General features: G+C 67.6%; 20 protein-coding genes. 9 read left to right on the top strand and 11 right to left on the bottom strand.

Annotated features, from left to right (window positions below; translation table 11 throughout):
• Window positions 1–86: 86 nt before the first annotated feature.
• Window positions 87–1,976 (bottom strand): DUF2075 domain-containing protein, encoded by a 1,890-nt coding sequence (locus AB0N02_RS28715; protein WP_363952747.1) that lies wholly within the window; start codon window positions 1,974–1,976, stop codon window positions 87–89.
• Window positions 1,977–2,102: 126 nt separating this feature from the next.
• Complete coding sequence (locus tag AB0N02_RS28710) at window positions 2,103–2,459, bottom strand: nucleotide pyrophosphohydrolase (RefSeq protein ID WP_363952745.1); 357 nt, start codon at window positions 2,457–2,459, stop codon at window positions 2,103–2,105.
• A 586-nt stretch (window positions 2,460–3,045) separates the two neighbouring features.
• On the opposite strand from AB0N02_RS28710, the gene AB0N02_RS28705 reads away from it, so the two are divergent.
• Window positions 3,046–4,845, top strand: coding sequence for an alpha/beta hydrolase (locus AB0N02_RS28705; protein WP_363952743.1), 1,800 nt, complete (start codon window positions 3,046–3,048; stop codon window positions 4,843–4,845).
• A gap of 37 nt (window positions 4,846–4,882) precedes the next feature.
• A complete protein-coding gene (locus tag AB0N02_RS28700) occupies window positions 4,883–5,389 on the top strand; it encodes a hypothetical protein (protein ID WP_363952741.1) in 507 nt (168 codons plus the stop codon).
• 329 nt (window positions 5,390–5,718) lie between these two features.
• On the opposite strand, the gene AB0N02_RS28695 is transcribed toward AB0N02_RS28700, so the two are convergent.
• Window positions 5,719–6,684, bottom strand: coding sequence for a D-isomer specific 2-hydroxyacid dehydrogenase family protein (locus tag AB0N02_RS28695; RefSeq protein ID WP_363952739.1), 966 nt, complete (start codon window positions 6,682–6,684; stop codon window positions 5,719–5,721).
• 186 nt (window positions 6,685–6,870) lie between these two features.
• Between AB0N02_RS28695 and AB0N02_RS28690 the strand changes: the two genes are divergently transcribed.
• The 3 genes from AB0N02_RS28690 to AB0N02_RS28680 all read left to right on the top strand — a co-directional run bounded on the left by AB0N02_RS28690 (window position 6,871) and on the right by AB0N02_RS28680 (window position 10,611).
• The gene (locus AB0N02_RS28690; RefSeq protein ID WP_363952737.1) at window positions 6,871–7,494 is read left to right on the top strand and encodes a hypothetical protein; all 624 of its coding nucleotides are present in this window, start codon (window positions 6,871–6,873) and stop codon (window positions 7,492–7,494) included.
• A gap of 271 nt (window positions 7,495–7,765) precedes the next feature.
• Window positions 7,766–8,158 carry a hypothetical protein gene (locus tag AB0N02_RS28685; protein WP_363952735.1) on the top strand — a complete coding sequence of 131 codons (393 nt, stop codon included), beginning with the start codon at window positions 7,766–7,768 and terminating at the stop codon, window positions 8,156–8,158.
• 68 nt (window positions 8,159–8,226) lie between these two features.
• Window positions 8,227–10,611 (top strand): DUF4132 domain-containing protein, encoded by a 2,385-nt coding sequence (locus AB0N02_RS28680; RefSeq protein ID WP_363952733.1) that lies wholly within the window; start codon window positions 8,227–8,229, stop codon window positions 10,609–10,611.
• Window positions 10,612–10,681: 70 nt separating this feature from the next.
• Here AB0N02_RS28680 and AB0N02_RS28675 read toward each other — a convergent pair whose 3' ends face one another.
• Both AB0N02_RS28675 and AB0N02_RS28670 read right to left on the bottom strand, forming a co-directional pair.
• The gene (locus AB0N02_RS28675; RefSeq protein ID WP_363952731.1) at window positions 10,682–15,424 is read right to left on the bottom strand and encodes a histone-like nucleoid-structuring protein Lsr2; all 4,743 of its coding nucleotides are present in this window, start codon (window positions 15,422–15,424) and stop codon (window positions 10,682–10,684) included.
• A 426-nt stretch (window positions 15,425–15,850) separates the two neighbouring features.
• Window positions 15,851–16,207 carry a nucleotide pyrophosphohydrolase gene (locus AB0N02_RS28670; RefSeq protein ID WP_363952729.1) on the bottom strand — a complete coding sequence of 119 codons (357 nt, stop codon included), beginning with the start codon at window positions 16,205–16,207 and terminating at the stop codon, window positions 15,851–15,853.
• A 518-nt stretch (window positions 16,208–16,725) separates the two neighbouring features.
• Between AB0N02_RS28670 and AB0N02_RS28665 the strand changes: the two genes are divergently transcribed.
• Window positions 16,726–18,552: an alpha/beta hydrolase gene (locus tag AB0N02_RS28665; RefSeq protein ID WP_363952727.1), complete on the top strand. Its 1,827-nt coding sequence runs from the start codon at window positions 16,726–16,728 to the stop codon at window positions 18,550–18,552.
• Window positions 18,553–19,039: 487 nt separating this feature from the next.
• Window positions 19,040–19,165 carry a hypothetical protein gene (locus AB0N02_RS28660; RefSeq protein ID WP_363952725.1) on the top strand — a complete coding sequence of 42 codons (126 nt, stop codon included), beginning with the start codon at window positions 19,040–19,042 and terminating at the stop codon, window positions 19,163–19,165.
• A 154-nt stretch (window positions 19,166–19,319) separates the two neighbouring features.
• On the opposite strand, the gene AB0N02_RS28655 is transcribed toward AB0N02_RS28660, so the two are convergent.
• From AB0N02_RS28655 to AB0N02_RS28630, 6 genes are all read right to left on the bottom strand, one after another.
• Window positions 19,320–20,018, bottom strand: a complete 699-nt coding sequence (locus AB0N02_RS28655) for a response regulator transcription factor (RefSeq protein ID WP_363952723.1) — start codon at window positions 20,016–20,018, stop codon at window positions 19,320–19,322.
• Complete coding sequence (locus tag AB0N02_RS28650; RefSeq protein WP_363952721.1) at window positions 20,015–21,388, bottom strand: sensor histidine kinase; 1,374 nt, start codon at window positions 21,386–21,388, stop codon at window positions 20,015–20,017. Before AB0N02_RS28650 ends, AB0N02_RS28655 begins: the two co-directional genes overlap by 4 nt.
• A 170-nt stretch (window positions 21,389–21,558) precedes the next feature.
• Window positions 21,559–21,945 carry a hypothetical protein gene (locus AB0N02_RS28645; protein ID WP_363952719.1) on the bottom strand — a complete coding sequence of 129 codons (387 nt, stop codon included), beginning with the start codon at window positions 21,943–21,945 and terminating at the stop codon, window positions 21,559–21,561.
• Between the two features lie 480 nt (window positions 21,946–22,425).
• A complete protein-coding gene (locus tag AB0N02_RS28640) occupies window positions 22,426–22,626 on the bottom strand; it encodes a hypothetical protein (RefSeq protein WP_363952717.1) in 201 nt (66 codons plus the stop codon).
• 97 nt (window positions 22,627–22,723) lie between these two features.
• The gene (locus AB0N02_RS28635; RefSeq protein ID WP_363952715.1) at window positions 22,724–23,128 is read right to left on the bottom strand and encodes an ATP-binding protein; all 405 of its coding nucleotides are present in this window, start codon (window positions 23,126–23,128) and stop codon (window positions 22,724–22,726) included.
• Entirely contained in the window at window positions 23,125–23,397 is a 273-nt protein-coding gene (locus tag AB0N02_RS28630) for a hypothetical protein (protein ID WP_363952713.1), read from the bottom strand. Before AB0N02_RS28630 ends, AB0N02_RS28635 begins: the two co-directional genes overlap by 4 nt.
• Before the next feature lie 233 nt (window positions 23,398–23,630).
• Here AB0N02_RS28630 and AB0N02_RS28625 point away from each other — a divergent pair, with 233 nt between their 5' ends.
• Together AB0N02_RS28625 and AB0N02_RS28620 are read left to right on the top strand one after the other, a co-directional pair.
• Window positions 23,631–24,446 carry a helix-turn-helix transcriptional regulator gene (locus AB0N02_RS28625; protein WP_363952711.1) on the top strand — a complete coding sequence of 272 codons (816 nt, stop codon included), beginning with the start codon at window positions 23,631–23,633 and terminating at the stop codon, window positions 24,444–24,446.
• Between the two features lie 21 nt (window positions 24,447–24,467).
• A complete protein-coding gene (locus AB0N02_RS28620; RefSeq protein ID WP_363952709.1) occupies window positions 24,468–24,779 on the top strand; it encodes a DUF397 domain-containing protein in 312 nt (103 codons plus the stop codon).
• Window positions 24,780–25,115 lie beyond the last annotated feature (336 nt).

Here is a 25,115-nt window from a genome sequence, read left to right as displayed (position 1 = left end):
AGCTGGCTGGAACTCGCCGAACCCTGTTTCATCGAAACGGAGCATATCGCGCTATAAAATGGTATATTTGATTGCAGCCTATCGCTTTACGTGTGAGGGATATGTCTCATTAGCCCCCTGAAAAAGAGCTGCGTCTCCGGGTCGGTCGAGAAAAGGGTGGTGCCGACCATTCCGCGGGTGAGCAGAACCTTGTAGGTGTTCCTGATCAGTCGGTCGGCCTGGTCGTCGGTGGTTCCCCGGGTGAGGGCAGGATCCTTGCTGGCCTTTCGGACGGCGACGAGCTTGCCGTCGCGATAGACCAGGTCCGGGCCGATGATCACGCCGTTCCAGTCGTACTCGAAGCCCTGGGCGGTGTAGACACAGCCGACCTGCTCGAAGCCACCCTCCTGGGTCGCCCACAGGGCGCTCGCGGGGGCGCTCCCCACGGCCCGGTCACCCTTGACGTTCCACGGGCGGGACCAGTTGCCGACCTGGACGTCGTGGACGAGAGTGTCATCCTGACCTGGGTCGCTCCACGACCAGCAGAAACCGGCCGTCATCCGGGCGGAATATCCCTCGTCCAGCTTCGAGTACAGCAGGGCTTCGAGTTCCCGCGGTGAGTCCACCAGCGAGACCTCGAAGTGGTCGTCGCCCTGCCAGGGCACCGGACCGCCGTCCTGGAGGCCGAGGAGCCGCAGCACCCACTCCTCGTACGCCCGGCTGCCGCCGCAGCGGAACTGCCCGTCGAGGGAGATCTCATGGACGCGGAAACCGCGGGCTTCGGCGTGGCCTCTGATCTCGGCGACGGTGCCCATCTCACCGGGCCGTACGATTTGATGCTCGTCCAGCAGGAAGACGGGCACCCGCGCGGCGTCGATCAGCTCGTCGACCTGGCGGCGGTTGCTGCGCAGTTCGGCTCGGGTGTAGCGGTTCTGGGACGTCTCGCGGATGCGATGAGCCTCGTCGCAGATGAGGGCCTCGAGGCCATTGCGATCAGCCTGCATGAAGCTGTTGAAGTACTTGAAGAGGCTCTTCACCTTGGAAGAGCCCTTGCCCGGGATACGGCGCAGTGTCTCGGTGAAGGAACGAGACCCGGTGGCGTGCATGACGGTATGGCCCTGGCGGGACAGCTCGCCCAGCAGGGACAAGGCGATGACGCTCTTGCCGCTGCCAGGGCCACCGGTGACGATGACGACTTCCTTGGAGTCGGCTTGGCGGGCTCTGCTCACAGAATTTAGGACGATCTCGTATGCCAGCTTCTGCTCGTCGAGGAGGACGAATTGCTCGCGCTCCCTGATCTCCTGGGCGGCGAGCTTGAGGAGCTGCTTCGAGGGGCGGATCGCGCTGGTGAGCAGCCGGTCGGCGGCGTCCGCGCCCGAAGCGGGGGTGAACCGCTCGCGGAGGTAGTCGAGGAAGGCACCGCGACGGCTCTTGGTGAACAGGCGCGTTCGCTCGCTCCGCACGCCCGCGTAGAGATCCTGGACGTCCAGGTCGGCCGCATTGTGCAGGTAGGCCACGCCTCTGATCGCATCGGCGTGGTCCTCGATGGCGCCGACGAAGTCGGCGATGTAGTCGCAGTAGCCTTCGACCTGGGTCACGGGGTGCAACTGGGGGCCACCTGGCATGCCCCCGACGAGGACGAGATTCGAGTCGTTCTCTACCAGTTCTGCCTGGCTCCACTGCTTCAACTCGACGACGACGTAGGTGTCACCTCCGGTGCGGGGGTCCACCCCCGCCAGCACGACGTCGGCACGCTTGCTGGTCAGCGGAAGTTGATACTCGATCAGCATCTCGACGTCGCCCAGCCCGGCGTCGACCAGGTCGTGGGCGAGGATGGGAAGGCTGTGGTCCCACGACCTGCGTTCGGCGGGGGAGGGATTGACGCGCACGGTCCTTCTGAGGTGTTCGGCGATGATGTCGCCAAGCCGTTTCTCCAGAAACGATCCGTCGGTCACCAGCTTGGCCAGACTTTCGGCGGAATGCCGAAACGCCGTCACGGACCTACCCCCAGGCAGCACGAGAGACTCGTGCGGTATGGGGACGTGTCCGCGATCAGACGATCGGCGGAAGTCCGTCGGGCCGCATCATTACTTCAGGAACATTACAGCGATCATCCGACAAAATCAGACGAGTGGTGGAGTCTTCCTGGCCGACCCGCGATAGGTCTCCACGGGGAAGCGTTTGTCGTTCTCGTCGAGTTTGGCGTGGGTCGCTTCGACGAGGTCGACCTCCAGTACGTCGGCGAGGCGGACCAGGTAGGTCATGACGTCCGCCAGTTCCGACCGCACACGCCCGGCGGAGGCCTCGTCCGCCATGACCGCCGCGGTTTCCTCGGGGGTCAGCCACTGCAACTCGGCGAGCAGCTCGCCGACCTCTCCGGCCAGGGCCATGGCCAGGTTCTTCGGTGTGTGGAACTGCTCCCAGTCCCTGTCCTGCGCGAACCGCCGCAGTCGGTCGGTCAGTTCTTCGAGCCCCGTCATGAAAGCACGGTACAGGGAGAGGGCCTGCCGGAGTTCGGCCGAGACCTCCGACCGGGAGGAGCGCGACGTGACTGGGCGATAGGGGGAGGAGGGGGCGGCGTGGTATCGTCTCCGCGGTTTTCGTAGATCAAGTAGATCAAGGAAAGGCCGCGTGCCGGATCGGTGGGGTGATCCAGGAGTCGGTCGTCAGCTCCAGTGCGGTCAGCCAGGAGAACGCCCACGGCGATGATCGGTTTGCTCGCCGAGTGCCGGGTGGGGGGATAGTAGAACCCGCGCCCGGGTGAGTATGCGCCGTCGCCGGGGTCTTCGCTCGCGGTTATCGGTGGAGAAGGGGCGGGGTTCGCCCCCATACTTCGTCGGTTCGCCGTACGAAGGACCGGTCCCTTTTCCCGGCGGAGCTTGTACGGGTAAGGAAAAGGGGAGCTCGGCTGCTTGCCTGAACGGACAAAGAGGGCAAAGGTGACAGCATTGCTGTTTTTGCTGTCTCTCTTTCGCGTCAGGTCGTCTTTGTGTTTAGCGAATTATTGATCACCTAGTGTTCTTTTGGTGAAATGGCTCGGTGACGACTCCGGGTACGGCCTCCACGGTGGCGCCGTTGCTCGCCGCGTATCGCACGGTCGCCGAACTCGCCGGCATTCACGCCCCGGCACTGGACACGGCCGCCCGGACCATGGCGGTGAGCGCCTGGGTGGGCGGCGGGGCATCCCGGTTCGGTGATGAGCTGATGGAACGGCGCAGGCGATTACAGGCGGCGTTCGAGCAGGCGCTTGCCGAGATCGCCGACTTGATCGCCAGGAGAGGGGAGAACCCGCCCCCGCCGCCTCGCTTGTTCTCGCCGATCGAGGTCGCCACCGCCACCCGCGGCGCGTTCGCCGGAATGGACGTCGAAGCGATGGAGCGCTTGGCGGCGGAACTGGACCGCGCCGGTCACGCGCTGCCGGAGGCGGGATCGCGGCTGAACGCCGAGTGCTCGGCGGTGTGCGTGGCCGCGGCGGCGGGCCGTACGGTCGGGGAGACGGGTACATGGGCCGCCGCTCAGGCCGGTGACCTGCGCAAGCGCATGGAGGTCATCAAGCGGACGGGCCCGGACCCCTTCGCGGGCGGGGGCGGAGGCAAGGGCGCGGACCTGGCCGCCGCCGGACTGGTGGGGTACGGGCTGTTCGGCGCCTTCGCCCCGGACGGCAATGGAGCCGGGTCCCTCCTGGCCCAGGCGCGGACGGGCGACACCAAGTCGCTGAGCAAGGTGCTGGAACTGCAACGGCAGGGTAAGGATGCCGGTCTGGCCGGGCGGGTCAGTGCCTGGTGGCGGATGCTGGACCCAGCCGCCCGCCAGGGGCTGATCAACAAGGCGCCGGGCGTGGTCGGCTTCCTCAACGGCATTCCCTCCGCCACTCGCGACTCGGCCAACCGGGCCTTTCTCGCCCTTGAGGAGAAGCGTCTCCGGGACGAGAGGGCTGAGTTGCTCAAGAAGCGGGACGAACTCAGCCGACAGCCCGGTCGTTTCATGGGATTCGGGGCGGGGAGTGTGTTCGGGCCCAAGCTTGCGGAGTACTCCACCATGCTGGCCCGGGTCGAGGCGGTGAAGGCCGCCCTCGCCGAAGGAGGCCGCAACGGCCGGCCTCCGGCACTGTTACTGGGCTTCGAGGTGACAGGGCAGGGCCGGGCGGTGGTCTCGTACGGTGACCCGGACACGGCTCACCACGTCACGACGTACGTACCCGGTTTCACCACCACGGTTGAGGGGGATGGCGTCGACTTCGACCGCGCCCTGTTCACCTGGGACCGGGCCAATGGATTGGATTCCGAGAAGCGGACCGCGTCCATCGCCTGGCTTGGCTACGACGCTCCCCAGATCAGTCAGGTTCTCACGCCCGGTCATACGGTGGGCTTCGAGGGGGCGGCTGAGAACGGTGCGAAGGAGTTGGTCTCCTTCGTCGACGGGCTGCGCGCCTCTCACGATCCCGGTGTTCCGGCCAACCTGACCATGGTCGGGCACAGCTACGGCTCGCTGACCACGGCCAAGGCCGCCGTGCAACGCCCCTTCGGTAAGCTCGCCGACGATCTGGTGTTCGTCGGCAGCCCCGGCCTCGGGGTCGGTCACGCCCGCGATCTGGGGGTGGACCCAGAGCACGTGTGGGTCGGCGCAGCCTCTGACGACCAAGTCGCAGCCCTTGGGCGCTTCGGTGAGGACCCCTACGCCCCCAAATTCGGTGCCAGGCATTTCGCTGTCGATCCCGGGGGCCACTCCGCCTACTGGAATGAAAGATCGGAGTCTTTGCGAAACATTGGCTCTATTGTGGCTGGCCAGTATGGAGAAGTGAAGGAGCCTCCGAGGTCGGACCTGGCTCTTCTGCGCTACCTGCAGCAGCCGGTTCCCTCGGAGTGATAGGTCGGCTTTAAGGGGAAAGATGAGATGGTTTCGGATGTCGGTGGCGCTCGTCGCGCTGGTGGCGCTCGGTGGACTGGGGGGTTGCGCGAAGGATGATGCCATGACGAGCGGTGATTCCCAGTTGACGGAGGCTCAGGCCACCGTCCGGGTCGAGGAGCTGATCCACCAGGTGGTCTCCGGGATCACCCCCAAGCCTCGGCTGGAGCTTCTCCCCACGAGCTTGGCCGAGCATCGGTGCCTTCCGAACGAGGGGAGCGTTCCGACAGGAAAGATCTATGTTGTGCGGAGTTATTACTTGAAGGGCCTGCCTGAAAAGGATCTTTCTTCGGCGGCTCTGATAATTCAGGGTAACTGGGAGAGCGCCGGTCATAAGATCGCGATGACCCACAGATTCGATGCGGGAAAGCCGCGCCTCTCCGGAGATACGGACGATGGTTTCGGCCTTTCCCTTGATACCACCACCACCATGGAACTTCTTCTGGCAGTGGTCTCGCCGTGTTTCCGGCCCAGCACGTCGCCTTCGCCTTCGGCCACTCCGTGACCGGCGCCGTACGGTGGCACCGTGGCGATCGGCGAGTTTCGCAACCACCTGAGGACCGAGCTCGCCGCTTGAGCGCGAGAGTACCGAGGAAACCCCCTTACGGCTTTGACGGATGGTTCCCGGCCGGCCGGGAAAGACCTGCGATGATGGCCGGGCAGGGAGACGGACGACTTCTCCATGCTCGGCGAGGGGCGCACCGGTCCGGTGTTTGGACGTTCTCGCGGTCGTTCGAGGCGCCGGTACGGCGAGTGGTGGAACAGGCCGGATCGGCGCGGATGAGCGGCGGGTAACCGGGTGACCATTCCCGGGGACCTGCCCCCGGGGTGAGGTCAGTATCCGGCGGAGGGATCGATCAAGCCCTCCAGCGGCAGGCCCGTCCGCAGGTTGCGGACGTTCCGCTCGACCCGCTCACAGAGCATCCGCATCACATACTCCGCCGAGTCCGCGCAGTGCGAGGTGATGAGGACCCTCGGGTCGTCCCAGAGCGGATGCCCCTCGGGCAGCGGCTCCGGATCCGTCACGTCCAGCCCGGCCGCGGAGATCGCCCCGTCGCGCAGAGCCTCGACGAGCGCGCCGGTGTCGACGTGCGCGCCGCGCGCGACGTTGACCAGGACCGCGTGCGCGGGCAGCAGCCCCAGCTCGGCAGCCCCCACGACGTGCCTCGTCTCCGGTGTCAACGCCAGTGCCAGCACCAGGACGTCGGTCTCGGGAAGCACGTCGTGCAATGCCGAGGCGGGCAGCGTCTCGTTCGCCCCCTCCACCTTCTCCGGCCGCCGCCGGATCACCGTCACCCGGCACTCGAACGGCCGCAGCAGCCGTACCAGCTCGGTGGCGATGCCGCCCCCGCCGAGGATCGTCACCCGCAGCCCGTGCAGCGACCGGGGATCCACCGACCGCCAGTGAGGTGTCCGCGCCTGCAGCGAGACACTCCGCAGGCAGGCCAGCGTCAGCATCAGCGCGTGCTCGCTCACCTGCCCGGCGAAGGACCCCTTGGCGCAGGTGAAGGTCACCGGCCGCCGGAAGACCCCCGACGACGCGAACCTCTCCACCCCCGCCCACGGAAACTGCACCCACCCGATCCCGGGATGCTCCTCCAGCACCGCCCCGAGCAGCTCCGGCTCCCCGGGCACCAGCCACACCAGCCCGTTCGCCTCCCCGAGCGGCACATTGACCCCGCCGCCACGCGAGACGGCCTCCATGATCTGGGAGCGCAGGTGGTCCAGATCGGGCGAGTTGGCCCGGCCGTAGGCCGGGGCTTCGTCGGGGGCGGGGGCGATTGCGATACGGGCTTCCATATCGGCCATTCTTCCGGCCGGTCAACGGAACCCCGAACAGGAACCATGGCTGGTATCTTCTGGCCTTTCACTCGCGCTACCGCGTGATGGACGGCAACGGTTTCTGGGTGAAGGTCACCAACCAGGCGAGCGACGGCCACCGGCCCGTGATCCGTGGGCCGACGGCCTCGCCGTACGGGAGCGATCATGACGCACGGACTGCCCACACGGCTCCACGACCTCCTGGAGGGCTACGGCTGGGGCCCGCTGTTCCAGATGGTGTGGATCGAGGGCGGAGACCTGGAGCGGGTCGCGCGTCTCCTGCGCGCCGATCTCGGCTCGGCGCGGGAGTGCGCCCTCGGCGACCACTCCGTCTACGAATGGGACTCGCCGGGAGACCTTCCGGTGGCCGGAGCGGTGTGGGGAGGAGAGACCGGGACGGGCTGGACACAGGTCCTGCCGCTCGCCGGATTCCTGCTCTCCGCCCTTGAGGTACAGGCCGCGCTCACGGTCGGCGGCGGGCGCCTACTCCACCTCCACTGGAACGTGGTCGACGGATCCAGGACCCTGATCCACGTCGTCGGCGGCGAGGTGACCACGGTCGTCGACGGGTGGGGATACACCGACGGCTCCGACCCGGCCGCGCTCGACCGGTACCGCCTCGACCTCGACCTCGACCTCGGGCCCGACACTCCGTGGGACGTCGGCATCTCGTCGATGCTCACCCTCGTCGGCCGGGTGGTCGGACGGCAGGTCGACCGGGAGTGGCTGGATGCGGCGCACCTGCGTTACCTGATCCCCGGTGACGCGTGGCCCGAGGTCACCGGATGATCCTGGGCGCGCTGTCGACACCGGCCCCGGGGGACAAGGCGCCCAGGTGATCGCCGGTCCCGGAGACGACGCGCCCGGGTGGCCATCGGCCGGGGCGGCTGTCGAGCGTCACCGTGCCGGGCTCCTTACGGCGCCCATCCGGCGAAATCAGACGAGCGGTAGTTCGGCCGAGCCGGACGGGCCACCGACGAGATGGTGATGCGGGTTTCTGTCGGCTTCGGGTGCTACTGATGATCACCACAGTGATTCCGATGATTTGTGGAGCTGCGGCATGGCGACGGTCACGTTCCGGGATGAGACCGCGACGGGAAAACCGATAGAGGAGTTCACACTCCCCGACCTGCCGGAAAGCATCTCGGCGCGGGAGCTCGTACGGCTTCGTGTCCGTGAGGAGGTCGCCCGGTACAACGCCGCTCCCTCCGCCCGGTTCAACGGCCTGGTCCGTCCGGTGGACGCCGAGGTGGAGCTGAACGGTTACCGGATGGGCGCGAGACGGCGGATCGACTGGGAGCGTCAGGCGGACGCCGCCGAGCGGGCGTTCCAGCGCAACGGGTTTCTGCTGCTGATCGGGGAGCGTCAGATCGACGACCTGTCCGAGGTGATCGACCTGACCGTCGACCCGGTCGTGTCGTTCATCAAGCTCGTTCCACTGGTCGGGGGCTGAGCATGGGCATCATCGCCGACTTTTCCCAGTATCACAGCTATTTCATTGACAATCCGGATCCATTGATCATGAAGGCCTTCACCCATTTTGACGCGGCCTTCGACGCGGGGCGAGAGCCCTTCGGTGAGGACGATGATCCGCGGATGTTCGGCCGCTGGGCGCAGATGCGGCTTACCAAGGGAATGGGCGGAGGCCACGACTACGACGAGCGCGTTCTGCGCGTGACCAGGCTCGCCGCTGACGGTGACGTCCCGTGGACGGCCGAGGACGTCCGCTTTCTCTGGGTGGTCGCAAACGTGCTGATGACCCAGCGGCACACGAACTATCCGGAGCTGTACCGGATCCCGCTCGCCGCGACCCGGCGACTGGGCTACACCGATCGCCGTCGCATCCTGGGAGACACGCTGCCCTGGTTCCACCGTTACTACAGGCCTGTCTGGGAAGCCCTGCACGAGCAGGTGAAGGAGCTGCTGACCGAATCTCTCGAGCACGGCCCGGCCGGTGTGGTGCGTAATCTGATCTGGGACTGCGACGACGTCGCCCGTACGCTGGCCGAGGAGTACGGCGCGCGCCTGGCCGACCCCGCCGTCCTGCCCCTGCTGCACCACTGGAACACCGCCCGGTCCGCCAAGCCCAGCGACAGATGGCTCAAGACCGCCCGGACGTTGGTGACGCCCGAGGCCGTCGGTCTCGTCCGCGAGATCCTCGCCCTGGTGGCGGCCCACCGGGAGAAGACGATCGATCACGTGGCCGCCAACGGCTATGAGTGGAGGGAGAACGTCTTCCTGCACGAGCGCACCGCCGTACCGGTGCGTGGCATGGTGTGGACCTGCGAGCTGATCGACGAGCCGTGGGTGGCCTCGCTCCTCGGTGACGTCGCGCTGACCTGCGGCACCGGGATCGGCGGGTCGGGCGCCAACTGCCGCAGCGAGAGGCTCGCCAACGCCGCCGTGAACGTCCTGGCCCGCAGAGGCGGGCTGGACACGGTCGCGGCGCTGGCCAAGGTCCAGGTCAAGGTCCGTAAGAAGACCGTGCTGGCCAACGTGGCGCGCACGCTGGACGCGGTGGCCGCCCAGGCCGGGCTCAGCCGAGAGCAACTGCTGGACCGCACCGTGCCGACCTTCGGGATCGGCCCGGACGGAGTGCGGGAGGAGAGGATCGGCGACTGTCTCGTACGGCTCCACGCCGACGGCCCCGCGCTCCGGTTCGTCAACGCCGCCGGAAGAGCCATCAAGTCGGCCCCGCAGGCCATCCGCAGGGATCCCGCGCTCGCCGAGCTCAAGAGCACGCTGAAGGACCTCAAGCAGGCGCTGCCCGCCGAGCGGTTCCGGCTGGAGCGGGCACTGGTCGAGGAACGGATCTGGCGCTGGCACCAGGTGACGGAGTTCTTCCTCGACCACCCGGTCACCGGTCTGTACGCCCGGAACCTGATCTGGCAGATCCTCCAGGGCCCGGCAGGGATCCCCGTCAGGACCGATGCCGGCTGGGAGCTGACCGACCCGCGGGGCCGCAGGATCCAGCCGTACCCCGACACGCCGGTCCTGCTGTGGCACCCGATCCGCGAGACGGCCGAGGAGGTGCGGGCCTGGCGCGACCACCTGCTGGAGCGCGGGGTGCGTCAGCCGTACAAGCAGGCCTTCCGTGAGGTCTACCTGCTGACCCCGGCCGAGGAGCGGACCCGCACCTACTCCAACCGGTTCGCCGGGCACGTGCTGCGCTACGGCCAGGCCAAGGCGCTGCTGAACCAGCGAGGCTGGACCGATCTGTCGATCGGCCACTGGGACTACGAGTCCGGCGGCCAGAGCGACGCCGTCAAGGAGCTGTCCGGCTGGCGGGCCTTTTGGAGCATGCGCATAACGGGCGACCCGGAAGCCGACGGGTGGGGAACCGCCTCCTTCTGCGCCGGCGAGCGGATTCGTTTCCACCGGGACGGGCAGGACGCCACCGACGACTACGGCTACGCCTACCATGAGGGTGTTCCGCTGGCCGAAGTGCCACCGCTGGTGCTGTCGGAGGCGCTGCGTGACGCCGATCTGGCCGTGGGCGTCACCTCGGTCGGCCTCGACCAGCAGGCGGCCCACGGGCACGAGGAGTACTGGAACTCCTACGGGTTCGGCGAACTCACCGAGACCGCCAAGACCCGGCGCGACGCGCTCGCCCGACTCCTGCCCCGGTTGAGGATCGCCGGCAGGGCGGAGCTGACCGACCGGTTCCTGCGGGTGCGCGGAGACCGGCGGACCTACAAGATCCACCTGGGGTCGGGGAACATCCTGATGGAACCCAACGACGCCTATCTCTGCATCGTCCCCGGGCACGACCGCGACGCCGCGTCCGTCTTCCTGCCCTTCGAGGAGAACGGCGGCATGCTGTCGGTCATCCTGTCCAAGGCGTTCCTGCTCGCCGACGACACCTCCATCACCGACCCGTCGATCACCCGCCAGCTCGGCGCCTGAACGCGCCGTGGCCTCCTCTGACCGCCGGGGGCCCGGCGCCCGCTTGAGGCGGTCCTCCGAGGCGGGGCCCTCATCGTGTGAGGGACGGATCCCTGCCGGCCTCTCGGCCCGGAGCATGCGCGTGCTGGTACGCCGTGACCACGTGTTCGGGAAGGCGGCCCCGGTCACTGACGTCATGGCCGTGCTCGCGGGCCCAGGCACGGACCTGTGCGACGGTCGCCCCGGCAGGGAGAAGGGGAGTGAGACGGGCAGCGGCCGTCGCCTCGATCGGAGACTCGTTCATGTCGCCGGAGTAACCGTCTTCGAGGCCGTCCCAGCCTTCGTCGCCCGACAGGGGCAGTGCGCTCCACGATGAGGGCACGCCGTCCTCCTCTCCGACGGAGACCTGGCCGGGAAGGATTCCTCTGCGCTCAAGCTCGGCCCAGAGCGGCTCCATCGCCGCCGAGGGGTCGAAATAGAACTCGCTCTCGCGGATGCGCCAGAACCGCCACCCCGCGCGCTTGAGCTCGCGCTCCCGGTCGAGGTCCGCCTCCCGCTGCTCGGGCGTGCCGTGCCAGAAGTCACCGTCGCATTCGACCGCGAGGCGTCCCTGGGCGCCGCTCACCACGAGGTCGATCCGGCGGCCGTTGACCTCCACCTGCGGGACGACGTGGTACCCGCGCTCGCGGATGCGCAGGAAGACCCGCTGCTCGAAGAGCGAGTCGAACTCCGGGTGGGAGTCGTCGGCGGTCACGTCGTCCAGCGGAGTCGTGAGCGGTGCCGCCGGTGGATTCAGCATGTAGGTGAGCAACGACCGGCGCAGGCACGCCGGGGAGAGGAGGTCGGGGCTGACCGAGTGGAACAGCCACATCTGGTCCTTGGCCCGCGAGGCGGCCACGTTGAACCTGCGCTGCCACTCGGTGCTCGTCACCGCCGAGCGTCTCTCGGCGATCACCATCGAGAGGAACACCACGTCGCGTTCGTCGCCCTGGAAGTCGGGAGGCGTGCCGACCCGCAGCCGCCGCCTCTCCCAGTCCTTCGGATCCAGTCGGTCGAGCAGCATGTTGTGGATGAGCTGGACCTGCGCCGACCCCTGAAGCACGACGACGCCGAAGGTCTTGTCCCTGTAGGCGGGGTCCTCCTCGCAGGAGAGGATCCGCTCCACGATCGCCTGCGCCTCCACCTTGTTGCGCAGCCGGGTCGCGGACCCCTCACTCGACGCGCCGGGGACGCGCACCACCTGGAGCGGAGGCAGGCGGTCGGAGCCGAACTGCCGCAGCGGTACCAGCGGTTCGTCGGCGTAGAACTGCCGCGAGGAGAAGTCGATGATCTCCGGCATGCACCGGAAGTGCTCCTTGAGCCGCAGGACCGAGCCGAACCTCGTCGCGAGCAGGTCGAACAGGCTCGACTTGGGGGTGAACGCGTCCCGCAAGTAGGCGGGCATGTCCGGGAGATAGGTCGACAGTTTCGCGAAGATCGGCTCCAGTTCACCGTGGCTCACGGTGGAGGGCGCACACTGTTTGTCGTCGCCGACGACGATGACGCGGGGCGCCAGCCAGAGCAGGAAGAGCGCCTCGATGCTCGCCTGGCTGGCCTCGTCGACGATGACGACGTCGAAGGAGTCGCGGACGGGCGGGATCGTCTCCAGCACCTGCCGGAGCGGCATGACCCAGGCGGGTACGGCGTCGCGGGCGTGCGCCATGGCCTCGCGCGCGAGCGACTGGAACCTGCCGGCGTATCGTCCGGTGCCCTTCCCCAACTTGCCGATGTGGTCCTGGTAGGCCCGCAGCGCCGTCGTCTGGCGGGAGGTCATCCTGCCCAGGGCGGCCTGCCAGGCCTGTTCGGCGGCGAGTTCGGCGGTCAGCCGCATCTCCCGGGCGGTCGCGGCCTCGAGCTCGGCCTCCAGCCGCTGTTCGAGACCCGGCTGGCGCTGTTCGGTGAAGAACGTCTGAGCCCCGCCCCACGCCCAGGCACGGTCCCAGGCGGAGAAACGGGGCTGCCATGTCCGTGCCTCGGTGAGAAGACCGAGCAGGCCGGGATGGGCGTCGCGGACCCGGCCCGAAAGTTCGTCACAGCGTCGCTGCTCGGCCTGTTCACGGTGCGCTTCCAGGAGACCGGTGAGACAGCGCTCATAGGCGGCGCCGTCCCGCAGGGCCACCGCCCGCCCGGCCTCGACCAGCTCGGGAGCCGGAGCGCCCAGCCAGGCTTCGTGCTGGAGCGCCGAGCAGAGTTCGTTCAGCGCCGCGGTGGCCTGCTCGGCCTCGATGCGAAGCCGTACGGCCCGCAGAGCCGTCACGTACGACAGCCACTCCGCGTGGCTCCGGAGCCCGACGTGCATTCCCGCTCCGGCGAGCAGCCGTGTCGTCTCCGCCACCGCGGGCATGATCTGACGCACCCTGTGGAGCCGGTCGAAGGCGTCACCGAGCTGCGCCACGGTGCGCTGGAGGGGCTGGTCCGGCGGGAACTCCACTCCGACCAGCTGCCACCCGCGCAGGAGCTCGCCGACCGCGGCCCGGCCCTCGAACTCGGTGATGACCAACGACAGGAGCTCGGCGTTGGACGGGATGATTCCGTCGACCGACGTGCCGGCCAGCCACGGCTCGGCCTGCTTCTGCACGGCGGGCTTGAACAGGCCGCGTTTGAGCTGGTTGCCGGCCGCGAAGTGGTCGCGCAGCGCTCGCATGGACTGGATGTAGGAACCCGTCGCGCCCGGTGAGTCCAGCGCCGGATGATCGATCTTACGGAAGCCGACGGAGCGGATCGCGTTCTGCGCCGTGACGAGACGGTCGGTGTGCGCGGCGAGCTGGTCCCAGACGGCCACCTCGCGGCCGCCGAGCCCGTCCGCCAGCGCCCGGACCGTCCAGTCGGCCGGATCCCCGGCTGAGGCGTCCTCGGGGACGCCGAGCTCCTGAAGGCGGAGGGCGACGTCGGCCGCGATCACCTCCAGCTGGGCGATCAGCTGAGACGAGAGATGCTCAAGCCGTTCGGAGACGTACGTCTGGGCCCGCTGGGCCATGTTCTGCGCGGCGAGCTCGGCCGCGATCAGCCCTTTGAGCCTCTCCACACCGGGCAGCCCGGCGACGTCGGGAATGCGCTGGGAGAGCCGCGCTCTGCGGTTCGGGGTCTCTCCGGCGAGCAGGGGGACGAGTTCGGCGGCCTCACCCACCGTGATCGGGGGTGAGGAGGGAGCCGAGGCCGGCAGCGGAACCGGCATCCACGAACATTCGGTCTCCTCCCGTGTCAGGCGCCGGACCATGTCGGAGAGGGTGCCCGAGTAGCCGGTCGCGATCTCGGGGTGGCGGTAGGTCTCGGACTCGCGCAGCGCCCGGATGCGCTCGGTCAGCTCGACGGTCGCGCGGCGCGCGGAGTCGAGCTGGTGGCGTTTCTCGGTGATGCTCCTGGCCTGCCGGGCGGGATCGAAGGAGGAGAAACGGTTCGACAGCGCCTTCACGCCGCCCTCGAGCTCCGCGGAGCCACCGCGGCCGAGATCGGTCATGGACACGCACAGCTTGGCGATCTCCGGCGGCAGCTTGTCCCGCAGGACGCGGAGCGCCTGCGCCTTCTGGCTGGTGACCAGTACCCGCTGGCCCTGGGCGAGCAGCGCCGACAGCAGGTTGGCGATGCTGTGGGTCTTTCCCGTTCCCGGCGGCCCCTGGACGACGACGCCGTTGTCAGCGCCCAGGCGTGTCATGATCGTGCGCTGCTCGGGGTTGGCGGGAAGCGGGAACAGCGGATCCTGGCCGAGGGCGTCTCCCGCCTTGACGCCTCCGTCCCGGAGGAAGGCCATCCGCTCCGCCGGTTCGAGGGGGCTGACGAGCTGGGCCAGTCCGAGGGGCGTCTGGGCGTCAGGCCCGGTCAGCGTGGAGATCATTTCGTCGTAGTAGGAGATCAGGGAGCCGTGGTCCCGCCTGCGCAGCACCAGCGCGGGCGCCGGCCGTACTTCCGCGAGCTTCACGGACGCGTCGCCGGGAGCCCAGTCCGGCAGGTAGCGAGGCCGGGGCTCGGTCTCCAGCCCGCGGTCGCACCACGATTCCAGCAGGTCGGTCACGCTGTCCTGCAGGCCGATGCCCTCTCCCTCCCTGGCCCGCTGGCGGAGGCGGTCGGTCCGTTGAGGGGTGAACCCGCGGAGGTCGGCCAGCAGTTCGCGGTCCTGGAGCACGGGCGCCGTTTCGCCCAGCACGACGTTGATCCGTTCGGTTTTCCGGTCGACCCGGAGATGAAGGCGCGTCGTGAGCAGATGATTGCGGACACGGACGCCGGGGGCCCTCCAGGAGAGCAGACCGGTCGCCAGCACCAGTTCCCACTCGTCGTCGACCTGGCCGAGCTGGTTGGAGATCGAGAAGAGATCGCGGTGCCAGCGCTGCTGCCGCACCCGCTCACGTTCCTGGTCGGCCCACGCCTGCCAGCGGGGAAGCCACCTGCCGTACGCCTCGACCACATCCGGCCGGTCCTGCCGGGTCTCCCGGCGGGACACCGGACGATCGTCCTCGTCGATCTCCTCGATACGGTCAGGGCCGGTCTCGGACAGGGCGGGAGCCTCCAGCTCCGGATCCTCGAGTTCGTGCTGTCGCAGCCAGCCGTGGAGCACGTCCGGCGGAGCCGGGGGCGGCGCGCTCCTGACATGGTCGACGGAGAAGAGAACCTCGCCGAGCCCTGCGTCACGGCGCGGTTCGACCGCCTCCGGCAGGTCCACCAGCCAGAGAACCCGGCCGTGGTCGCGGAGATCTCGAACCGGGACGCGGCGGGCGGTCGCCAGATCGCGGAGAAACTCCACCAGCCGCGTGGTGGAGTCGACGAGGCGGGGGTCGCGGGCCCGGGACTGCTGCGTGCTCACGCGGCTCTCTTTCTCCTTCTGGCTGGTCATCCGCACGGAACAGAGGCCGTTCGACGGCGAACTCCGAAGGCCCCTGCCTGTGACAGGCGAGATGCTAGTGGCCACAAGATCCGCGGGAGTGGACCGTTCCCGTAATGAGATCCATTTCCGGTTCCACCGCTCAGCGGGGAGAACTCCGGTCACTCTGGCCTGACGCAACCGGTGCACCGCCAGAGCCAGCGCTCCGGGGGCCACCCTCGTCGGCTCTTCGTCGGTCGCCGGCTTGGCCAGAACTTCGGCGGGATGCCGAAACGCCGTCACGGACCTGCCCCCAGGCAGCACGAGAGACTCGTGCGGTATGGGGACGTGTCCGTGATTAGTCGATCAGCGAAAGCCCGTCGGGCCGCATCACTATGGCAGGAACATTACAGCGATCACCCGGCGAAATCAGACGAGTGGTGGGGCCTTCTTGGCCGACCCGCGATAGGTCTCCACGGGGAAGCGTTTGTCGTTCTCGTCGAGTTTGGCGTGGGCCGCTTCGACGAGGTCGACCTCAAGCACGTCGGCGAGGCGGAGCAGGTAGGTCATGACGTCCGCCAGTTCCGACCGCACACGCCCGGCGGAGGCCTCGTCCTCCATGACCGTCGCGGTTTCCTCGGGGGTCAGCCACTGCAACTCGGCGAGCAGCTCGCCGACCTCTCCGGCCAGGGCCATGGCCAGGTTCTTCGGTGTGTGGAACTGCTCCCAGTCCCTGTCCTGCGCGAACCGCCGCAGTCGGTCGGTCAGTTCTTCGAGCCCCGTCATGAAAGCACGGTACAGGGAGAGGGCCTGCCGGAGTCCGGTTGAGACTCCGGCAGGGAAAGCACGACACGTGGCGGACGTATCACGTCCAACGGAGCGGTCCGTGAGTCAGCGTCAGCTCCGCTCCGGTCAGCCAGGAGAACGCCCGACCGGCGATGATCGGTTTGCCCGCCGAGAGCCAGGTGGCGTGATAGGAGAACCGCGTCCTGGTGAGCACCCGATGTCATTGCGGGCCCGGCAGCCGGCGTTGACGGCGAACGCAGCAAGTCGCCGATCCACCTGCAAGCCGTGGTTACCAGAGGGAATGGGCGGTGTTCGACCCTCCGTTTCGTTGGTTTCCCGTACAGGCGGGCCGACCCCTTTTCCCGCCGGAATCCGTCCGGTCGAGGAAAAGGGCTCATGTGCTCGTTCAAGCGGACAAAGAGGGCGAAGGTGACAGAATTGCTGTATCTTTTCGCGTCGGGCTGTCTTTGCGTTAGCAGATTATTGATCGTCTAGTCTTCTTTTGGTGAAATGGTTCGGTGACGACTCCGGGTACGGCCTCCACGGCGGCGCCGTTGCTCGCCGCGTATCGCACGGTCGCCGAACTCGCCGGCACTCACGCCCCGGCACTGGACACGGCCGCCCGGACCATGGCGGTGAGCGCCTGGGTGGGGGGCGGGGCACCCCGGTTCGGTGATGAGCTGATGGAACGGCGCAGGCGATTACAGAAGGCGTTCGAGCAGGCGCTTACCGAGATCGCCGACCTGATCGCCAGGAGAGGGGAGAACCCGCCCCGGCCACCCCGCTTGTTCTCACCTATCGAGGTCGCCGCCGCCTCCCGCGGGGCGTTCGCCGGAATGGACGTCGAAGCGATGGAGCGCTTGGCGGCGGAACTGGACCGTGCCGGTCACGCGCTGCCGGAGGCGGGGTCGAGGCTGAACGCCGAGTGCTCGGCGGTGTGCGTGGCAGCGGCGGCGGGCCGTACGGTCGGGGAGGCTGGTACATGGGCCGCTGCTCAGGCCGGTGACCTGCGCAAGCGGATGGAGGTCATCAAGCGGACGGGCCCGGACCCCTTCGCGGGTGGGGCCGGAGGCAAGGGCGCGGACCTGGCCGCCGCAGGACTGGTGGGGTACGGGCTGTTCGGCGCCTTCGCCCCGGACGGCAATGGAGCCGGGTCCCTCCTGGCCCAGGCGCGGACGGGCGACACCAAATCCCTGGGCAAGGTGCTGGAACTGCAACGGCAGGGCAAGGATGCCGATCTGGCCGGGCGGGTCAGTGCCTGGTGGCGGATGCTGGACCCAGCCGCCCGCCAGGGGCTGATCAACAAGGCGCCGGGCGTGGTCGGCTTCCTCAACGGCATTCCCTCCGCCACTCGCGACTCGGCCAACCGGGCCTTTCTCGCCCTTGAGGAGAAGCGGCTCCGCGACGAGAGGGCCGAGTTGCTCAAGAAGAGGGACGAACTCAGCCGACAGCCCGGTCGTTTCATGGGATTCGGAGCGGGGAGTGTGTTCGGGCCCAAGCTTGCGGAGTACTCCACCATGCTGGCCCGGGTCGAGGCGGTGAAGGCCGCCCTCGCCGAAGGGGGTCGCAACGGTCGGCCTCCGGCGCTGCTGCTGGGCTTTGATACGACAGGGCAGGGCCGGGCGGTGGTCTCGTACGGTGACCCCGACACGGCCCACCACGTCACGACGTACGTACCCGGACTCGCCACCAAGATCGAAGACGGCAAAGCCGACTTTGAGCGCGCCCTGTTCACCTGGGACCGGGCCAATGGACTGGACAGTGGGAAGCGGACCGCCTCCATCGCCTGGCTCGGTTACGACGCTCCCCAGATCGACCAGGCTTTCACTCCTGGTCATACGGTGCTCTTCAGGGGGGCCGCTGAGAACGGCGCGAAGGAACTGGCCTCCTTCGTCGATGGACTGCGCGCCTCCCACGATCCCGACGTCCCGGCCAACCTGACCATGGTCGGGCACAGCTATGGTTCACTGACCACAGGTCAGGCCGCTGTGCGGCGCCCTTTCGGCAAGCTCGCCGACGATCTGGTGTTCGTCGGCAGCCCCGGCCTCGGCGTCGATCACGCCCGTGACCTGGGAGTGGATCCGGCGCATGTGTGGGTCGGTGCGGCCCCTGACGACTTCGTGGCGGAAGCCGGATGGTTCGGCGAGAGCCCCTACGCGCCCAAATTTGGCGCCAAGAGTTTTGTCGTCGATCCCGGTGGACATTCCGCTTATTGGTATGATAAATCAGAATCTTTGCGAAACATCAGCTCTGTTGTAGTAGGTAAATACGAGGCGGTGCAGGTGTCTCCAACGCCAGACCTGGCTCTTCAGCGATACCTACAGCAGCCGGTTCCTTCGGAGTGATCTGTTGGTTAAGGGGAAAGATGAGATGGTGTCGAATATTGGCGGCATTTGTCGTGCTGGTAGTGCTCGGTGGTTGCGCGAAGGATGATGCCATGACGGATGCCGGACCCCGGATAACAGAGGCGCAGGCTACGGCTCGGGTCGAGGAGCTGGTCCGCCAGGTGGTTTCCGGAATCACCCCCAAGCCTCGGCTGGATCTCCTTCCTACGAGCTTGGCTGAGCATCCGTGCATCCCGAACGAGGGGAGTTCTCTGACGGGAGAGATTTACGTTGTGCGATCCTATTATTTGAAAGGCCTGCCCAAAGATAACCTTTCCTCGGCCGGGGAAAAGATTCGGGACAACTGGGAGAACGCCGGCCACAGGATCACGATGACTCACAGATTCGAGGCTGGGGAACCACGTCTTTCTGGAGAGACGAGTGATGGTTTCGGCCTTGCCCTTGACACCACGACCACTATGGAACTTCTCCTGCTGGTGCAGTCGCCGTGCTTCCGTCCCAGTGCCTCGCCTTCGCCTTCGGCCTCTCCATGACCGGTGTTCCGGCACCGTACGGCGGCATCGTGGCGATCCGCGAGTTCCGCGACCACCTGAGAACCGAGCCCGCCGCCTGAGCGCGCGAGAACCGGGGAACCACTTACGGCTTCGACGGATGGTTCCCGGGCGGCCAGGAAAGAGTCGCGACGATGGCCGGATAGAGAGGCGGACGACTCCTCCACCTCCGGCGTAACGGCCTGATCCGAGGCACCTGCCGTCGCCGTTCCGGTGTCATCGTCGTTCCGGTGTTCCCGGGGTGAGCAGTCCGCGGTTGAACGCCTCGGCGACGGCGGCGGCGCGGTCACCGACGCCGAGCTTGGCGTAGATGTTCAGAAGGTGGGTCTTGACCGTGGCCTCGGTGATGAACAGTCTGGCCGCGACCTCCCGGTTGGTGTTCCCCGCCGCCACCAGTTCGAGGACCTCCAGCTCTCGGCGGCTGAGCGGCCCCGCGCTGAGGGTACGGACCCGGCCCATCAGCGTGGCCGCGACCGACGGCGACAGTACGGCCTCGCCTCGGGCCGCCGCCCGGACCGCCCGCAGGAGTTCGGCACGGGGAGCGTCCTTGAGCAGGTAGCCGGTGGCGCCCGCCTCGATCGCGGGCAGTACGTGGCCGTCGGTGTCGTAGGTGGTCAGCACCAGCACGCGTGCGGTGATACCTCGCCTCGCCAGCTCGCGTGTCGCGGTCACACCGTCCATGCCGGGCATCCGCAGGTCCATCAGGATCACATCCGGCCGCAACTCCTGGGCGAGCCGGACCGCCTCGGCGCCGTCGGCGGCCTCGCCGAGCACCTCGAACCCCGGATCGCGCGCGAACATGCTGCTGAGGCCGTCCCTGACGACGGGGTGATCATCGGTGATCAGCAGCCTGATCGGGGTGTCGGCCTCGCCGCCCTGGCCGCCGCTCTCCGGGGCGCTCTCGGGGCGGCTCACACGTGGTCCTTCGCGGGCGGGGTCGGGACGCAGGCCGAGATCCCCGTGCCGAGGCCCGGTTCCGATTCGATCTGCAGTGTTCCCGACAGGCCCTCGATCCGCTGCCGCATCGCGACAAGACCGAAGCCGCCACCGTCCGGGGCGGCGGTGGTGCTCCTGGTGCTGCCGTCATCGGCCCAGGTGGCGGTACCGCTCTCGGTACTGCCGTCACCACCTGGGGCGGCGGTGATGTTCCCGATGATGCCGTCACTGAGCCGGGCCGGATCGAAGCCTGTGCCGTCGTCGCGCACGTCCAGAGCGACCTCGTGTTCCATATAGGACAGTGTCACCCCGACCCTGGTCGCATGGGCGTGCCTGGCCACGTTGGCCAGCGCCTCCTGCGCGGTCCGCAGCAGCGCGACCTCGGTTTCCGGCCGCATCGGCCGCGCCGTACCGGTCGTCGTGACCTGGACCGGGATTCCGTGCAGCGCCGACCAGCGTCCGGCGACATCGGTCAGGGCCTCGCCCAGCCGTGCCGTCCGCAGGGGCTCCGGACGCAGCTCGTGCACCGAGCGCCGTGCCTCGGAGAGGCTCTCCTTCGCCAGCCTGGTAGCCGCCGTGACATGTCTGTGCCACTCCGGCGGATCGTCGCGGGCATGTTCGGCCGCGTGCAGCTGGGTGATGATCCCGGTGAGTCCCTGCGCCAGGGTGTCGTGAATCTCCCGTGCCATTCGCTGCCGCTCGTCGTGGACACCGGCCTCCCTCGCCTGGACCAGCAGCCGCTCGTGCAGCCCCGCGTTCTCCGCCAGTGTCGCCTGCAGCCTGCGGTTCGCCTCGCGCGCTTCTTCGAGGGCCTGCTCGCGTTGCTCGTTCTGCTCGGCACTTCGCCGGGCGAACCAGGCGAAGCCACACATGGGGAGCACGTTCGCGGCCAGGATGGCACCGTAGATCGCCAGACCGACGACGGTGGTCTTCTCCACGGCGTATGCCTGCGCGGTACCCGACACGACCGCCACCGCGGCGACGCCGGACAGCCGCCACGGCCAGCGCAGGAGCCTGAACGCGTAGACGTATCCGGCGGGTGTGAAGAGGCCGAACCAGGGGGCCCGGAGCACCAGGACCATCATGATCACGATCAGCCCGGTGAAGAACACCGCCATTGTCGGCGGGTGCTCCCGCCGGGCGGGACGCGACGTGAAGAGCCACAGCATCCACGCCGCGGCCAGCACGCACAGGGCCAGGTCGGTGAGCAGGGAGTCTCTCGTCGACCACTCGCCGATCACCGTGACGATGCTCAGGATCGCCAGCAACAGGTACGGTGCGACGGTCACCGCCGCCGACCACCGTCGCTCCTGCGTGTCCGGCCGGGAGTGCGGCATCGAACCGCTCATCCGCGCCCTCCTCACCGCACCCGCTCCCGGCGGAACAATCTAGCCGTGGCCGGTTCGAGCGGCACCACCTGTGCGCGGGGACGGTGACGGAACAGGGCGGGGGAGCGTGAACACCACGAGAACCGAGGACTGCCGAGGGCGCGGGTGCGCTGATCCATCGGTGGGCCGGTCTACTCGTCCGTCGGTGCGCCGGTCTGCTCGGCGGTGAACAGCGAGCGCAGGTGCCTGCCGTTGGCGATCACGACGACACCTGTCAGGACAAGTCCGCAGACGCCCTGTTCGATCCTCATCCATACCGGTAGGAAACCGGGCAGTGAGGCGAGGACCACGACGGCCGCCACCATGATGGCCGAGGCGATCCGTAGCCGGAGGTATGAGCGGCGGCGGCCGCGGGACGTACCGGCGACGAAGCCGAGCATCACCACGGAGGTGACGGCGACGATCCCGCCGCGGACCCAGACCGCGTCGTTCACCAGCGCCGGATCGTCGCGCATCAGGTAGACGGCCACGAGAGTGAGCACACTGATGAGGACGTAGCCGCCGACGAGAAGCCTCATGCCGCGAAACGCCGTCAGACTGCGCGGATGGTTCAGGGCCTCATCGGATATCGCGGTGAGACGCGGAGTCCGGGCGTTCATGATGCTCCCTCTCTTTCCTGCTCCTCGTGTTCTCTTTCCTGTTCCTCATGCCGACGCCGCCTGCTTCTCCCGCTGACGTCGCTTCTCGGGCCGACCGGTGTGCCAGGGCTTTCGTACGGATGTCGCCCCCGCTCACCTCCGGTGCGTACTCGCCCGTCCGGTTCCGGTCCTTCGCGGACCCGATGTCCTCAGCGTCGCAGCGCCGAGTCCGGGCGCGCATCGACCGATCTCATGGAGCGGCGGCTGAACCGCCGGGCCGGCCGTTCGGTTGAGCCGATCCACCGATCGGCTGACCGGCCGGGCTCTGTCGGGACCGTCACCGTGACGGGGATGCCGCGCGGCGGCGTTCGGGGAACGGCGGGCGGGTGAGTGGGGCTGGTCCGTCGGTGCGAAGACCGTCTAGCGGACCAGGCCGAACAGGAGGGCGCTCCACATGGCGTCCGCCTCGGCGGCCGGCCAGTGGTCGCTCTCCTCGACCAGGGGAGGTTTCGACGTCCGTTTCGTGCGGCGGATGAAGCGCAGGCCGTTCGCCTGAACGAACTCGAAGAAGACCGGGTCGCATTCGCACGTCCACCGGATGACCCGGCCCCGTTCTGTCATCGCTGGAGCGTTCCACGTCAGCGTCTCGCAGTGGGAGCGTGGGGAGGCGACGTGGGGGCTCAGGCAGCGGGGTGGGTAGTCCCACTGGATCATCGTTTCACTCTCCCGTCAGCTGGAACCAGACCACCCGGCCCGCCGGGATCTCGTGCCAGCCCCAGGCCGAGGCGATCTCCTGGACCAGCCACAGGCCGCGCCCGCCACTGCTGTCGGCGCTCACCTGCGAGCAGAGGCGGGGGTGGTGGTCGGCTGATCCGGCATCGGCCACATCGATATGGATCGTTCCATTATGGGTGGCAACGGACACCGTCACCCGTCCATCAGGGCGGCCCGAGCGGGAGTGTCGCACCGCGTTGGTGACGAGTTCGGTGACGAGGAGTAGGGCGTCGTCGTTGCGGGTGTGGCCGACAGAGTCCAGGAGGTCGCGGACGTAGCGTCGCGCGACGGGGACGGAGGAGACCTCTCCCGGGAGTGCGACCTGTCCGAGCATCCCCAGTGCCTTCATGGTGTGATCCCCTTCCCGATCTTCTCGAAGGCATTCCGAACATGATCGATAACCTGGAGCCCCTGGTTGTGGCGCCGACTCCAGGTGAACACCGAGACACGGCCTGGGTGGGGCGTGGCGCTCCCGGGTCGCCCTGACGGCATGAAGATCTCTAGGCTCGGACGCTGGCCGCGAGGAAGCCTGACCGTGGAGTCGAAGCCGAGATCGCTCAGCTCCCACGCCAGCTCCACGAGCTGAACCTTCCACCTCTGATGATCGAGCACTTTCATCTGACCGCCTGCCCTTCGAGTTCGTGGCTGCCTGACACCCGCCACCCCTACCGAGAGTCATCGAGTGAGCACCTAGAGCATGCATCTATCTCGGATGTTGGCGCTACCAGAAGGGCAAATTTGCTTCTCGAGAAGCTTCGATACTCTGCGTCAAGGAGCGGCTACTGTTGGCTCCGGCCCAAGGGAAGGCGGTCATGAGGCAAACGGGAAGTCCTACGGTGCGAAGGCGTCGCTTGGCTTCTGAGCTGCGCCATCTGCGCGAGCGTGCTCAGTTGACGTTGGAGGAAGTCGGTGAGCGGCTCGGCTGGTCAGCCACCAAGCTCTCTCGAATCGAGACATCGAGGGTAGGTGTCGTCCCCAAAGACGTCGGGCGCCTTCTTGAGCTCTATGAAGTCGACAGCTTCAAGCGGGATGAGCTGCTCAAACTCACGCGGGACGCACGAAAGAAAGGTTGGTGGCAGGCATACAGCGAGCTTTCCGGCGACTATGCCGCCTACGTCGGACTTGAAGCCGAAGCTGCCTCGATGCGCAGCTTCGCGCCTCTGGTTCTTCCCGGCCTCCTCCAAACTGAGGACTACGCTCGCGCTGTCATCCGTGCAGGCCTGCTGCTCTCGCCTCCTGGCGAGATCGCGCGCCGGGTCGAAATCCGTATGGCCCGCCAGGAAGTCCTCGCGAGGAAAGATCCCCTGCATCTCTGGGCGATCCTTGACGAAGGCAGTATTCGCCGTAACGTCGGCGGATCTGCTGTGATGCGATCACAGTGCGCGCGGCTCCTGGAGGTAACAGAGTCGCCTAACGTCACTCTCCAGATCCTGCCGTTCGCCATCGGAGCCCATTCAGGCACAAGCGGCGCATTCGAAATCCTTCAGTTCCCGGAGCCAGCCGACCCGGATGTGGTTTTCCTGGAGAACATGACGGACAGCCTCTATGTGGAGAGCGATGCGGATGTATACCGTTATGTCGTGGCATTTGACCATCTCCGCGCCAAGGCGCTGGACCCAGATAGCTCTCGGCGCCTCATCACGGAAGTGGCCACTCAGCTCGGCTGACGGCTACGAAAGGGGTATGGAATGTCTGACCTAGAACTGTCTCATATCGTCTGGCGCAAGAGTTCCCGGAGTGGTGCCGGACAGAACTGTGTTGAGGTCGGTGTCTGGCGTAAAAGCTCCCTCAGCGGAAACGGTCAGGACTGCGTCGAGGTTGCGGCTGCCCACAATGTCCAAGCCGGGGTTGGGGCAGACGCCGACCATCTCTTCCTGGTCCGCGACTCCAAGGACTCCGACGGCCCGGTCCTGGCCTTCGCTCCCTCCGAGTGGGATGCCTTCCTCGCGTCCATCAAGGGCGGCGGCTTCGACGACCTGGTCGGGCGCCACGAGATGTGACCCGGTGTGGTGAGCGAAGGGGGGGCGGGCTGGGCGCCGCTCGTCAGTGTTGATCCATCCCGCCTGACCGCCCGCAGTACCGGCGCCCGGACGTCCTGGAACGCGGTGAAGACAGAGGTAGTTCCCGGCGGCGGCTGCCGTTTCCTGAAACCTCGTGTCACGTCCACCTCGCGCAATCGGTTCCGCGGGCGGTGTGGAGTTATGCCGGCCTCGCACACTTCAGGGCTTAGATGATCAAAGCGCTGAGCTGATCTTTTGCGGGCAGGTGCCGGTGCTGAGGGCGTGGGCCGTGAGGTCTGATGCCGAGTGGAGACGTTTCTGGGGGCGTGACGGTGG

The sequence above is a fragment of the Streptosporangium sp. NPDC051022 genome (assembly GCF_040683035.1).
GTDB lineage: Bacteria > Actinomycetota > Actinomycetes > Streptosporangiales > Streptosporangiaceae > Streptosporangium.
The sequence above is the reverse complement of the archived record's forward strand: the minus strand, read 5'-3'. Positions and strand labels throughout refer to the sequence as shown.

Coding starts and splice junctions, on each gene's coding strand:
- AB0N02_RS28680 (WP_363952733.1), top strand. CDS start 8,227: ATGAAGGCCTTCACCCATTTTGACGCGGCCTTCGACGCGGGGCGAGAG.
- AB0N02_RS28630 (WP_363952713.1), bottom strand. CDS start 23,397: ATGAAAGTGCTCGATCATCAGAGGTGGAAGGTTCAGCTCGTGGAGCTG.
- AB0N02_RS28635 (WP_363952715.1), bottom strand. CDS start 23,128: ATGAAGGCACTGGGGATGCTCGGACAGGTCGCACTCCCGGGAGAGGTC.
- AB0N02_RS28710 (WP_363952745.1), bottom strand. CDS start 2,459: ATGACGGGGCTCGAAGAACTGACCGACCGACTGCGGCGGTTCGCGCAG.
- AB0N02_RS28700 (WP_363952741.1), top strand. CDS start 4,883: ATGTCGGTGGCGCTCGTCGCGCTGGTGGCGCTCGGTGGACTGGGGGGT.
- AB0N02_RS28645 (WP_363952719.1), bottom strand. CDS start 21,945: ATGAGGCTTCTCGTCGGCGGCTACGTCCTCATCAGTGTGCTCACTCTC.
- AB0N02_RS28670 (WP_363952729.1), bottom strand. CDS start 16,207: ATGACGGGGCTCGAAGAACTGACCGACCGACTGCGGCGGTTCGCGCAG.
- AB0N02_RS28640 (WP_363952717.1), bottom strand. CDS start 22,626: ATGACAGAACGGGGCCGGGTCATCCGGTGGACGTGCGAATGCGACCCG.
- AB0N02_RS28685 (WP_363952735.1), top strand. CDS start 7,766: ATGGCGACGGTCACGTTCCGGGATGAGACCGCGACGGGAAAACCGATA.
- AB0N02_RS28690 (WP_363952737.1), top strand. CDS start 6,871: ATGACGCACGGACTGCCCACACGGCTCCACGACCTCCTGGAGGGCTAC.
- AB0N02_RS28620 (WP_363952709.1), top strand. CDS start 24,468: ATGTCTGACCTAGAACTGTCTCATATCGTCTGGCGCAAGAGTTCCCGG.
- AB0N02_RS28650 (WP_363952721.1), bottom strand. CDS start 21,388: ATGAGCGGTTCGATGCCGCACTCCCGGCCGGACACGCAGGAGCGACGG.
- AB0N02_RS28695 (WP_363952739.1), bottom strand. CDS start 6,684: ATGGAAGCCCGTATCGCAATCGCCCCCGCCCCCGACGAAGCCCCGGCC.